Below are 11708 nucleotides of genomic sequence, written 5' to 3'. Positions count from 1 at the left end.
GAAGGTGGGCGAAGCCACCGAGCAGGGGTCGGCCGAGGTCGGAGGACCCCACGCACCCGTCAGAGCCCGCTTATCCTTGCTGCCTTCCGGCCCTGGGGAGGTTCACGAGATGAACGCCGCATGGGGTCCGTGGTCAAGTGTAGCCGTCGCCGTCCAGCGGCGCCCACGGGTGGGTCGGACTGTATGGTCCAGGCGTGGCGCTCGCCCTCTACCGCAAATACCGTCCGGCTACCTTCGCTGAGGTCGTTGGGCAGGAACACGTCACCGAGCCGCTGCGGGTCGCGCTGACCGCCAAGCGGATCAACCACGCGTACCTGTTCTCCGGCCCGCGCGGCTGCGGCAAGACCTCCAGCGCGCGCATCATGGCCCGCTCCCTCAACTGTGAGCAGGGCCCGACCGCCGACCCGTGCGGCACCTGCGACTCCTGTATCTCGCTGGCTCCCGAGGGCCCGGGTAACGTGGACGTGGTCGAGCTCGACGCGGCCAGCCACGGCGGGGTCGACGACGCCCGCGAGCTGCGCGACCGGGCCTTCTACGCACCGGCGTCCTCGCGCTACCGCGTCTTCATCATCGACGAGGCGCACATGGTCACCACGCAGGGCTTCAACGCCCTGCTCAAGATCGTCGAGGAGCCGCCGGAGCACCTCATCTTCGTCTTCGCCACCACCGAGCCGGACAAGGTGCTGCCGACGATCCGCTCGCGCACCCACCACTACCCGTTCCGGCTGATCCCGCCCGGTGCGATGCGCAGCCTGCTCGAACGCAACGTCGCCGCCGAGGGCGCCACGGTCGCCCCGGCGGTGTATCCGCTGGTCATCCGTGCGGGCGGCGGGTCGGCGCGGGACACGCAGTCGGTGCTTGACCAGCTACTCGCCGGCACGGGTGTCGACGGCGTCACCTATGAGCGGGCGGTCGCGCTGCTCGGGGTCACCGACATCGCGCTGATCGACGAGCTGGTCGACGGCCTGGCCGCCGGGGACGCGGCGACGGTCTACGGCACGGTCGACAAGCTGGTGGAGGCCGGCCACGATCCGCGGCGGTTCGCCTCCGACCTGCTCGATCGGCTGCGGGACCTGGTGCTGTTGCGGGCGGTGCCGGACGCGGGCGCCCGTGGGCTGGTCACCACGCCTGGCGACGAGCTGGCGAAGATGACCACCCAGGCCGAGCAGCTCGGCCCGGCGACCCTGACCAGGTACGCGGAGATCGTGCACACCGGGCTGGTGGACATGCGCGGGGCCACCGCGCCCCGGCTGCTGCTGGAGCTGCTGTGCGCGCGGATGCTCCTGCCGGGCGCGGTGCCGACGGACGCGGCCGCCGACTCGGCCGTGCTGCAACGCCTCGAGCGGATCGAACGCCGGGTCACGGTCGGCGGCCCGGCCGAGCCCGCACCGCAACCGGCCGCGCCGGCCGCCGTGCGCCCCGCCGCACCGGCTCCCGCGCCACCACCAGCCGCGCCACAACCCGCTGCACCGCAACCAGCTGAGCCGCCGCCGGCCGCGCCGGTGAACACCCCGCCGGAGCCGGTCGCCGAGCCGGCGCAGGCGACCGAGGCGACGACGGAGGGCACCGTCGACGCGCCCGGCATCCGGCGGCTGTGGTCGGAGCTGCTCGCGGAGGTCCGCAAGGTCAGCCGCAGCACCGAGGCGATGCTGACCAACGCGAGCGTCCAGTCCGTCGACGGCAACGTGGTCACCATCGGCCACATCGCCGCCCCGCTCGCCCGCCGCCTCGGCGAGCCGCGCAACGTCGACGCCATCGCCAAGGCCCTGGTCGGTGTGTTCGGCGGCCAGTGGCAGGTGCGGTGCGTGCACGCCGAGCCAGGCGCGGCCACCGCCGCCCCGGCCGCCGGCAAGCCCAAGGCCGCGCCGACCTTCCACCGCCCGACCCAGGCCGCGGCCGCGCCGGCCAAGCCACCCGCGCCCGCCCCGGAACCACCGGCACCCACCCCCACCGACGAGCCGCTCCCCCCGGAGCCGCCGGACGACGAGGACTACTTCGAGGCCGACGCGCCCACCGCCCAGGAGCCGCCGCCGAGCAGCCCAGAGGACGACATGGTCAAGCTGCTGACCGACCGGCTCGGCGCCCGCCAGCTGGAGCGCTGAGCGCTCAGCCGAGGTAGGCGAGGATCCCGGCGGCGATCGTCTCGGCGTAGGACCGTTGACCGGCCGCGCCCGCGAACGCGGCGGTCGCCACGAGTACCGGTACGCGTCCCCACACGGCGGGCAACGATGCCACATCCAGTGCCACAGCCCACGGCCCCGGCCACCGCCCGGCTACGCTGGAACCCGACATCGACCTGTCGAGAGGAGCCGGCGTGCAACCCGGTGGCGTACCAGACATGCAGCAGATCCTGGCCCAGGCCCAGCAGATGCAGGAACAGCTGATGTCGGCCCAGGAGGACCTGGCCAACGCGGAGGCCACCGGCACGGCGGGCGGCGGTCTGGTGACCGCGACCGTCAGCGGCGCCGGTGAGCTCAAGGCGCTGGCGATCGACCCGAAGGTGGTCGACCCCGAGGACATCGAGACCCTGTCCGACCTCATCGTCGCCGCCGTGCGCGACGCGTCGAACAGCGCTCAGCAGCTCGCCCAGGACCGGATGGGACCGCTGGCCGGTGGGCTGGGCGGGCTCGGCCTGCCGGGCATGTGAGGACATGTACGAAGGCCCGGTCCAGGACCTGATCGACGAGCTGGGGCGACTGCCAGGCGTCGGCCCCAAGAGCGCCCAGCGCATCGCCTTCCACCTGCTCGGCGCCGACCCGGCGGACATCGCCCGGTTGCAACAGGCGCTCCAGCAGGTCAAGGAGGGCGTGGTCTTCTGCGACATCTGCGGCAACGTCTCCGAGGAGACCTCCTGCCGCATCTGCCGGGATGCCCGCCGCGACGTGAGCGCGGTGTGCGTGGTCGAGGAGCCGAAGGACGTCCAGGCCATCGAGCGGACCAGGGAGTTCAAGGGCCGCTACCACGTGCTCGGCGGCGCGCTGGACCCGCTGTCGGGCATCGGGCCCGACCAGCTGCGGGTGCGTGAGCTGCTGGGGCGGATCTCCGGCCAGGAGGTCACCGAGGTGATCATCGCGACCGACCCGAACACCGAGGGTGAGGCGACCGCCACCTACCTGGTGCGGATGCTGCGCGACTTCCCCGGCCTGACGATCACCCGGCTGGCGTCCGGCCTGCCGATGGGCGGCGACCTCGAGTTCGCCGACGAGCTCACCCTCGGCCGGGCGCTGTCGGGCCGCCGGACGGTGTGATCGCCCTCGGGTCGCCCAGGTTGGGGCGGGTGCGGCTGGTCGCGGTCGACGGCCCGTCCGGCGCCGGCAAGTCGACCTACGCCGCCCGGCTCGCGGCCGCGCTCGGCGCCCGGCTGATCAGCACCGACGACTTCGCCACCTGGGACGACCCGGTCTCCTGGTGGCCGAGGCTGCGCGCGGGCGTGCTCGACCCGCTCGCCGAGGGCAGGCCGGGACGCTACGTGCGCATCGAGTGGGCCGCCGGCCGCCCGCGTCCGGGCGCGACGGTCACCGTCGAGGTCCCCGACATCCTCGTCCTGGAAGGCGTCTCCGCCGGCCGCCGGTCGGTCGCCGCCCAGCTCTCGGCGTTGGTCTGGTGCGCGGGCGACGACCCGGCGCGCAGGCTGGCGCGGGCCGTCGCCCGAGATGGTGAGTCGGCTCGACGATCACTCCTGGACTGGCAGTTGTTCGAACAGGGCTGGTTCGCCGTCGACGAGACTGTGCGACGTGCTGATTACCTGGTGATGAACGCCGCGAGGAGTTCGGATAACGGGCATGCGTGACCGAGTTGTGACCAAGCTGCTTTGTTGCGCCGACACCTGGTCGGGATAAGGTCGGCGACCGAAACGTGAGACACCAACTCTCTGAGGTGCGAAATGGTCCACATCCGCACGGTTCGCCTGGCGGCGCTCGGTCTATCGGCCGCGCTCGTCCTGACCGCATGCGCGGAATCCCAGCGGGGCGAAGACGACGGCGAGTCGGGCGGCGGCCAAACAGGCGGCACGATGCGATTCGCCACCGAGGGTGCGCCGAAGCTGTTCGATCCCTTCTTCGCCACCGACGGTGCGACCTTCCGCACGTCCCAGCAGATCTTCGAGGGTCTGGTGGAGTTCAAGCCGGGCACCGCCGACGCCGAGCCCGGGCTGGCCGAGAGCTGGGAGTCCAGCGAGGACGGCAAGACCTGGACCTTCAAGCTCCGTGAGGGAGTGAAGTTCCACGACGGCACGGACTTCAACGCCGAGGCCGTGTGCTTCAACTTCGAGCGCTGGTACAACCAGACCGGCGCCGGCCAGAGCCCCGCGGTCACCGGCTACTGGCAGGACAACTTCGGCGGCTTCGCCGACGGCAAGAAGGAGTCGCTGTACGACTCCTGCGCCGCGCCGGACGCGACCACGGCCGAGATCAAGGTCACCCGGTCCACCTCCAAGCTGCCCGACATCCTCGGCCTCCCGTCCTGGGCCATGCAGAGCCCCGAGGCGCTGGAGAAGTACAACGCGGACAACGTGGTCGCCCAGGGCGACAGCTTCGTCTACCCGGAGTACGCCACCGAGCACCCGACCGGCACCGGCCCGTTCAAGTTCTCCAAGTACGACGAGGCGAACGGCACCGTCGAGCTGGTCCGCAACGAGGACTACTGGGGCGAGCCGGCCAAGCTGGACAAGGTCATCTTCACCGCCATCCCGGACGAGACCGCGCGCAAGCAGGCCCTCGAGGCCGGCGACGTTGACGGCTACGACCTGCCGGGCCCGGCCGACTGGCAGGGCCTCAAGGACGCCGGCCACCAGCTGCTGATCCGTCCCGCGTTCAACATCTTCTACCTGGGTATCGGCCAGAAGAACGTGCCGCAGCTGCGTGACCTGCGGGTCCGGCAGGCCATCGCGCACGCCATCGACCGTGAGGGCCTGGTCAAGCAGCAGCTGCCGGAGGGCGCCGAGGTCGCGGAGAACTTCTACCCCGACACCGTGTCCGGCTGGACCGACGACGTCGAGTCCTACGACTACGACCCGGAGAAGTCGAAGGAGCTGCTGGCCGCGGCCGGCGCGCAGAACCTGGCGGTCAACTTCTACTGGCCGACCGAGGTCACCCGCCCGTACATGCCCAACCCGAGGGACATGTTCGGCCTGCTCCAGACCAACCTGGAGGCGGTCGGCATCAAGCTGACCCCGGTCAGCAAGCCGTGGAACGGCGGCTACCTCGAGGACGTCGACGGCGGCAAGGGTGACCTGTTCCTGCTCGGCTGGAACGGTGACTACAACACGCCGGACAACTTCATCGGCAACTTCTTCTCCGACCCGGCGAACCGGTTCGGCACCGGCAACTCCCCGTGGGGCGCGACCCTCGCCCAGGAGCTGCAGGCCGCCGACGCCGAGCCGGACGCCGAGAAGCGCGAGGAGCTGTACGTCGAGCTGAACAAGAAGCTCAAGTCGGAGTACCTGCCGGCCATCCCGATCTCGCACTCCCCGCCGGCGCTGGTCGTCGCGGAGAACGTCACGGGTCTGGTCGCGAGCCCGCTCACCGATGAGCGGTTCGACACGGTCAGCGTCAACAAGTGACGTCGGCGAACTGACCGAGCAACGCTCCCACCACAGGAAACCGAACTAGGTGCTTCGCTACACGATCCGGCGGCTGCTGCAACTACTGGTAGTCGTACTGGTGCTGTCGCTGCTGCTGTTCGCGTGGCTGCGCTCGCTCCCAGGAGGGCCGGTCTCGGCCCTCCTGGGAGAGCGCGCCACCGCCGCGAGCCGGGCGCAGCTCACCGAGGAGCTAGGCCTCAACGACCCGATCTTCGTGCAGTACCTGAAGTTCGTCGGGCGGGCGCTCTCCGGTGACTTCGGTGTCTCCACCGGCGTGCAGCCGGGAGACCAGGTGACCGAGATCTTCCTGCAACGCTTCCCGGCGACGCTGGAGCTCTCGATCCTCGCGATCATCATCGCCATCGCGGTCGGCGTCCCGCTCGGCTACCTCGCCGCCCGCCGGCGTGGTGGCATCCTGGACAACCTCAGCGTGGTCAGCTCGCTGATCGGCGTCGCGGTGCCGGTGTTCTTCCTGGCGTTCCTGCTCAAGCAGGTCTTCGCGGTCGACCTCGGCTGGTTCCCGACCGCCGGCCGGCAGGCGGGCGGGATCGAGGCCACCCGGGTGACCGGGTTCTTCGTCCTGGACGGGCTGCTCACCCAGGAATGGGACGCGGCATGGGACGCGATCGTCCACCTGATCCTGCCCGCGGTCGCGCTGGCCAGCATCCCGTTCTCGGTGGTCTTCCGGATCACCAGAGCCTCGGTGCTCGACGTGGTCGACGAGGACTACGTGCGCACCGCCGAGTCCAAGGGCCTCGCCACGCCGGTGATCCGCCGCCGGCACGTGTTGCGCAACGCGATGTTGCCGGTGGTCACCACGATCGGTCTACAGACCGGTGCGTTGCTCGCCGGCGCGGTGCTGACCGAGAAGGTGTTCGCGTTCCCCGGGATCGGGCAGGCGCTCGCGCTCGGGTTCGAACGCCGGGACTATCCGGTGCTGCTGATGCTGATCCTGTGCGCGGCCGGCGTGTTCGTGCTGATCAACCTGCTCGTTGACCTGTCCTACGCGCTGATCGATCCGCGCATCCGGACCAGGAGCGGCAAATGAGCACCCGTACCGACAAGATCGACGCGCTCAGCGCGCGGGCCGCCGACGACGCCGGGGTCAGCCTGGCCGCCGCCGCGTGGCGCAGGCTGCGGCGCAACCCGGTGTTCCTGGTCGGCGCGGGGATCATCGTGGCGTTCGTCGCGCTGGCGTTGCTCTCGCCATGGCTCGCCCAGCACGACCCGAGCGAGCGGATGCTCGGCGACCAGGTCGTCAAGGCCAACAACCAGATCCCGGAGGTCCAGGACGGTCACCCGCTCGGTGGCGACCAGGTCGGCCGGGACCTGCTGTCCAGGGTGCTCATCGGCTCGCAGCAGACGCTGCTCGTCGGGGTGCTCGCGACGCTGATCGGCCTGGCCGGTGGGCTGGCGCTGGGCACGCTGGCCGGCGCGATCGGCGGCTGGGTGGACACCCTGGTGATGCGGGCGGTCGACGTGATGCTGTCGATCCCGGGCCTGCTGCTCGCGGTCTCGATCGGCGCGATGTTCTCCGAGCCGAGCCAGTACACGGTGATCCTGGCCGTCGCGATGGTGCAGATCCCCGTGTTCGCCAGACTGTTGCGTGGCTCGATGCTGGCCCAACGGCACAGCGACCACGTGCTCGCCGCGCGTTCGCTTGGCGTGCGGCAGCGGTCGATCGTGTTCCGGCACATGCTGCCCAACTCGCTCGGCCCGGTGATCGTGCAGGCGACCCTGGTGCTCGCGATCGCGATCATCGACGCGGCGGCGTTGTCGTTCCTCGGGCTCGGCAACCAGGACGACCGGATTCCGGAGTGGGGGCAGATGCTCGGCGCGGCGCAGAACGTCATCGACAGCCATCCGCAGCTGGCCTTCTGGCCGGCGGGCTGCATCATCGTGGTGGCGCTCGGCTTCACGCTGGTCGGCGAGTCGCTGCGTGAGGCACTCGACCCGAAGAGCCGGCGGTGACGTGACGATGGCGCTGCTCGAGGTACGTGATCTCTCGGTTGTCTTCCACCGCAGGGGAGAGCCGTCGACCACCGCGGTCGACGGCGTGAGCTTCGATGTCGAGCCAGGCCAGACGGTCGGGCTGGTCGGCGAGTCCGGCTGCGGCAAGTCGGTGACCTCGCTGGCGATCATGGGCCTGCTGGCCAAGCGGGGCGTGACGGTCAGCGGCTCGGCGAAGTTCGCCGACACCGAGCTGTTGACGTTGTCGGACAAGCAGATGCGCGACCGGCGCGGGCGTGAGCTCGGCATGGTGTTCCAGGACCCGCTCTCGTCGTTGAACCCGGTGGTGTCCATCGGCCTGCAGGTGTCCGAGGTGCTCGAGCGGCACCGGGGCATGTCGCGCAAGCAGGCGACGGCCGAGGCCGCGGAACTGCTGGACAAGGTCGGTATCCCCGACCCGAAGCGGCGGCTGTCGGAGTATCCCCACCAGCTCTCCGGCGGGATGCGCCAGCGGGCACTGATCGCGATCGCACTGGCCTGCCGGCCCAAGCTGCTGATCGCCGACGAGCCGACCACCGCGCTCGACGTGACCATCCAGGCGCAGATCCTCGCGCTGCTCTCGGAGCTGGTGCGGGAGACCGACACCGCGCTGATCATGATCACCCACGATCTCGGGGTGGTCGCCGGTCTGTGCGACGAGGTCAACGTGCTCTACGCCGGCCGGGTGGTCGAACGCGCCGGCCGGCACGACCTGTTCCGCGTGCCGCGCCACCCGTACACCCACGGGCTGCTGGCCTCGATCCCCAGGCTGGACGCGCCCAAGGGCGAGCGGCTGTCGCCGATCAAGGGCTCGGTGGCCGACAACATCCCGTGGACCGAGGGCTGTGCCTTCGCGCCGCGGTGCCCGCACGCGCTTGACCGGTGCGTCGAGGTGACCCCGGAGATGGAGGTCGACCGGGTGGTCGAGGGTGACCGGCTGTTGCGCTGCCACAACCCGGTCGAGCCGGCCGACCGTGCCAAGCAGGAGATCCTGTCGTGACAGATGTGGCAACCGAGTCGCCGACGCTGGTCGAGGTCGACGGCATGAAGGTGCACTTCCCGATCAAGCGCGGGCTGGTGCTGGACAAGACCGTCGGCTACGTCTACGCCGTCGACGGGGTCGATCTGTCGATCCGCAGCGGCGAGACCTACGGCCTGGTCGGCGAGTCCGGCTGTGGCAAGTCGACGCTGGGCCGGGCGATGTTGAAACTCACCGAGCCGACGGCCGGCCGGGTGGTGTTCGACGGGGTCGAGCTGTCGGCGCTCAAGGGCGAGCGGTTGCGCACGATGCGCCGCCGGATGCAGATGGTGTTCCAGGACCCGATGTCCTCGCTGGACCCACGCCAGTCGGTGGAGTCGCTGCTGGTCGAGGGCATGCGGGCGCACGGTCTGGACAAGGACCGGGCGGCCACGGCGACCCGGCTGCGGGAGCTGCTGTCGGTGGTCGGCCTGCCGAGCACGTCGCTGCGCAAGTATCCGCACGAGTTCTCCGGCGGGCAGCGCCAGCGCATCGGCATCGCCCGCGCGCTGTCGGTCCAGCCGGACCTGATCGTGGCCGACGAGCCGGTGTCCGCGCTGGACGTGTCCGTGCAGGCGCAGGTGATCAACCTGCTGGCCGACCTGCAGCAGGAGTTCGGCCTGACCTACCTGGTGATCGCGCACGACCTCGCGGTGGTGCGGCACATCTCCGACCGGGTCGGCGTGATGTACCTCGGCGGGATCGTCGAGGAGGCCACCTCCGACCAGCTGTACGCCACGCCGCTGCACCCGTACACCAAGGCGCTGATGTCGGCGGTCCCGGTGCCGGACCCGGCGGTGGAGGACATGCGCGAGCGCATCCTGCTCGCCGGCGACCTGCCGTCCCCGGCCAACCCGCCGACCGGCTGCCGGTTCCACACCCGCTGCCCGTGGCGCCAGGAGACCCGCTGCGACACCGAGCGCCCGGCGCTGCGCGAGATCCTGCCCGGCCACCGCGTGGCCTGCCACTACGCCGAGGACATCCGCGACGGCCGCATCCGCCCGCACGAGGTCAAGGCCCAACTGATCCAGGACGACTGGGACACCGCCCCCGACGGGGACAGCCTCGCCGGCCCCGCCTCCATCACCGAAACACTCGGGCCCTGACCCCGCTGGGGTTCAGCGGTTGGCGCGGTTGACGGCGGAGACCACGGCGCGCAGGGAGGCCGTGACGATGGAGCTGTGCACGCCGACGCCCCACAGGACCCGGTCGGCCACGGTGCACTCGACGTAGGCCGCCGCGCGGGCGTCGTCGCCCGCGGTGAGCGCGTGTTCGGTGTAGTCGAGCACCCGGACGTCGAAGCCGACCGAGGCCAGCGCGTCCACGAACGCCGCGATCGGGCCGTTGCCGGTGCCGGTGACCTCGTGCCGGTCGCCCTCGACCTCGATGACCGCGGTGATCTCGTCGTGGCCGGTCCCGGTGCCCGGGTCGGCGCCGGTGATCCGGTGCTCGTGCAGCACCAGCGGCGTGGTCGCGGTCAGGTACTCGGCGGCGAAGGTGTCCCACATCAGCGTGGGGGAGACCTCGCCGCCCTCGTCGTCGGTGTAGCGCTGGATCGCCTGGGAGAACTCGATCTGCAGCCGGCGCGGCAGGTCGAGCTGGTGCTCGGTCTTCATCACGTAGGCCACGCCGCCCTTGCCCGACTGCGAGTTCACCCGGATCACGGCCTCGTAGGTGCGGCCGACATCCTTCGGGTCGATGGGCAGGTACGGGACCTCCCACGGGTGGTCGTCCACCGGGTGGCCCGCGCGCTCGGCCTCGGCGCGCAGCGCGTCGAAGCCCTTGTTGATCGCGTCCTGGTGGCTGCCGGAGAACGCGGTGAACACCAGGTCGCCGCCCCACGGGTGGCGCTCGGGCACCGGCAGCTGGTTGCAGTACTCGACCGTGCGGCGGATCTCGTCGATGTCGGCGAAGTCGATCTGCGGGTCGATGCCCTGGCTGAACAGGTTCATGCCCAGCGTGACCAGGTCGACGTTGCCGGTCCGCTCGCCGTTGCCGAACAGGCAGCCCTCGATCCGGTCCGCGCCCGCCTGGTAGCCAAGCTCCGCGGCGGCCACCCCGGTGCCCCGGTCGTTGTGCGGGTGCAGCGACAGCACCACCGAGTCCCGGCGCTCCAGGTTGCGGTGCATCCACTCGATGGAGTCCGCGTAGACGTTCGGGGTGGCCATCTCCACCGTCGCCGGCAGGTTGATGATCACCGGCCGGTCCGGGGTCGGCCGCCAGATCTCGGTGACCGCGTTGCACACCTCGGCCGCGTAGGACAGCTCGGTGCCGGTGTAGGACTCCGGCGAGTACTCGAACCGGAAGTCGGTGTCCGGGTACTTGTCGGCCAGCTCGCGCACCATCTCCGCGGCCGACGTGGCGATCTTCTTGATGCCCTCGCGCTCCTCGCGGAACACCACCCGCCGCTGCAGGATCGAGGTCGAGTTGTAGATGTGCACGATCGCCCTGCGCGCCCCGGCCAGCGACTCGAAGGTCCGCTCGATCAGCTCCGGCCGGCACTGGGACAGCACCTGGATGGACACGTCGTCGGGCACCGCGCCGTCGGTGATGATCTCGCGGACGAAGTCGAAGTCGGTCTGGGACGCGGCCGGGAAGCCGACCTCGATCTCCTTGTAGCCCATGCGCACCAGCAGGTCGAACATCTTGCGCTTGCGGGCGGGCGACATCGGGTCGATCAGCGCCTGGTTGCCGTCGCGCAGGTCGACCGCGCACCACTGCGGCGCGCGGTCGACGACCCGGTCGGGCCAGGTGCGGTCGGGCAGCGAGATCGGCTCGACCAGCTGGCCGAAGGGCCGGTAGCGGTGGATCGGCATGGCCGAGCCGCGCTGGGTGTTCCAGGCAGGCTGGTCGGCGGGCGCCGGGCGGGATGGCATGCGGATGCGGCTGGCGGTCGCGCTGCGGTGGACGTCCTGAATGGTCATTGTGGGGTTGCTCCCTGCTTGCCGGATACGGCGGAGAACGACCGGCAAGGCTTCGCCCCGCGGCGGGGAGCCGGTCTGGTCAGGCCCCGTCGCGGCAACGAAGGAGGAGAACACGTGCCACGGGGTGCAGCCTAGCCACCGTGTCCACCCGTGACGAAACCCGGGGCGCGGAATACTAGGCCGAACGGCGTATTCA

At 70.8% G+C, this 11708-nt stretch carries 10 protein-coding genes and 1 other RNA gene; 9 read left to right on the top strand and 2 right to left on the bottom strand.

Annotation, left to right across the window (positions count from 1 at the left end; translation table 11 throughout):
* Positions 1 to 37: 37 nt before the first annotated feature.
* Positions 38 to 132: signal recognition particle sRNA small type (gene ffs, locus ACYVIP_RS34005), an RNA gene on the bottom strand.
* 62 nt (positions 133 to 194) lie between these two features.
* Between ffs and ACYVIP_RS34000 the strand changes: the two genes are divergently transcribed.
* The 9 genes from ACYVIP_RS34000 (at position 195) to ACYVIP_RS33960 (ending at position 9694) form a co-directional block, all read left to right on the top strand.
* Positions 195 to 2102, top strand: coding sequence for a DNA polymerase III subunit gamma and tau (locus tag ACYVIP_RS34000; RefSeq protein WP_460403924.1), 1908 nt, complete (start codon positions 195 to 197; stop codon positions 2100 to 2102).
* 236 nt (positions 2103 to 2338) lie between these two features.
* Positions 2339 to 2647, top strand: a complete 309-nt coding sequence (locus ACYVIP_RS33995; protein ID WP_460403922.1) for a YbaB/EbfC family nucleoid-associated protein — start codon at positions 2339 to 2341, stop codon at positions 2645 to 2647.
* A 4-nt stretch (positions 2648 to 2651) separates the two neighbouring features.
* Complete coding sequence (gene recR, locus ACYVIP_RS33990) at positions 2652 to 3248, top strand: recombination mediator RecR (protein WP_460403920.1); 597 nt, start codon at positions 2652 to 2654, stop codon at positions 3246 to 3248.
* A 20-nt stretch (positions 3249 to 3268) separates the two neighbouring features.
* On the top strand, positions 3269 to 3790 hold the full coding sequence (locus tag ACYVIP_RS33985; RefSeq protein ID WP_460404168.1) for a uridine kinase family protein: 522 nt from the start codon (positions 3269 to 3271) through the stop codon (positions 3788 to 3790).
* Between the two features lie 93 nt (positions 3791 to 3883).
* Positions 3884 to 5560: an ABC transporter substrate-binding protein gene (locus ACYVIP_RS33980; RefSeq protein ID WP_460403918.1), complete on the top strand. Its 1677-nt coding sequence runs from the start codon at positions 3884 to 3886 to the stop codon at positions 5558 to 5560.
* A 49-nt stretch (positions 5561 to 5609) separates the two neighbouring features.
* The gene (locus ACYVIP_RS33975) at positions 5610 to 6629 is read left to right on the top strand and encodes an ABC transporter permease (RefSeq protein WP_460403916.1); all 1020 of its coding nucleotides are present in this window, start codon (positions 5610 to 5612) and stop codon (positions 6627 to 6629) included.
* Positions 6626 to 7552 carry an ABC transporter permease gene (locus tag ACYVIP_RS33970; protein WP_460403914.1) on the top strand — a complete coding sequence of 309 codons (927 nt, stop codon included), beginning with the start codon at positions 6626 to 6628 and terminating at the stop codon, positions 7550 to 7552. The genes ACYVIP_RS33975 and ACYVIP_RS33970 overlap by 4 nt, the downstream gene beginning before the upstream one ends.
* 7 nt (positions 7553 to 7559) lie before the next feature.
* Positions 7560 to 8570 (top strand): ABC transporter ATP-binding protein, encoded by a 1011-nt coding sequence (locus ACYVIP_RS33965; RefSeq protein WP_460403912.1) that lies wholly within the window; start codon positions 7560 to 7562, stop codon positions 8568 to 8570.
* Between the two features lie 44 nt (positions 8571 to 8614).
* Positions 8615 to 9694, top strand: coding sequence for an ABC transporter ATP-binding protein (locus ACYVIP_RS33960; RefSeq protein WP_460404166.1), 1080 nt, complete (start codon positions 8615 to 8617; stop codon positions 9692 to 9694).
* Between the two features lie 12 nt (positions 9695 to 9706).
* On the opposite strand, the gene leuA is transcribed toward ACYVIP_RS33960, so the two are convergent.
* Positions 9707 to 11512, bottom strand: a complete 1806-nt coding sequence (gene leuA, locus ACYVIP_RS33955) for a 2-isopropylmalate synthase (protein ID WP_460403910.1) — start codon at positions 11510 to 11512, stop codon at positions 9707 to 9709.
* Between the last annotated feature and the right edge of the window lie 196 nt (positions 11513 to 11708).

The sequence above is a fragment of the Actinophytocola sediminis genome (assembly GCF_054779715.1).
The sequence above is the reverse complement of the archived record's forward strand: the minus strand, read 5'-3'. Positions and strand labels throughout refer to the sequence as shown.

Excerpts from the sequence above, each read along its gene's own strand:
- ACYVIP_RS33965 (WP_460403912.1), top strand. The coding sequence starts at position 7,560 with ATGGCGCTGCTCGAGGTACGTGATCTCTCGGTTGTCTTCCACCGCAGG.
- leuA (WP_460403910.1), bottom strand. The coding sequence starts at position 11,512 with ATGACCATTCAGGACGTCCACCGCAGCGCGACCGCCAGCCGCATCCGC.
- ACYVIP_RS33980 (WP_460403918.1), top strand. The coding sequence starts at position 3,884 with ATGGTCCACATCCGCACGGTTCGCCTGGCGGCGCTCGGTCTATCGGCC.
- recR (WP_460403920.1), top strand. The coding sequence starts at position 2,652 with ATGTACGAAGGCCCGGTCCAGGACCTGATCGACGAGCTGGGGCGACTG.
- ACYVIP_RS33960 (WP_460404166.1), top strand. The coding sequence starts at position 8,615 with ATGAAGGTGCACTTCCCGATCAAGCGCGGGCTGGTGCTGGACAAGACC.
- ACYVIP_RS33970 (WP_460403914.1), top strand. The coding sequence starts at position 6,626 with ATGAGCACCCGTACCGACAAGATCGACGCGCTCAGCGCGCGGGCCGCC.
- ACYVIP_RS33995 (WP_460403922.1), top strand. The coding sequence starts at position 2,339 with ATGCAGCAGATCCTGGCCCAGGCCCAGCAGATGCAGGAACAGCTGATG.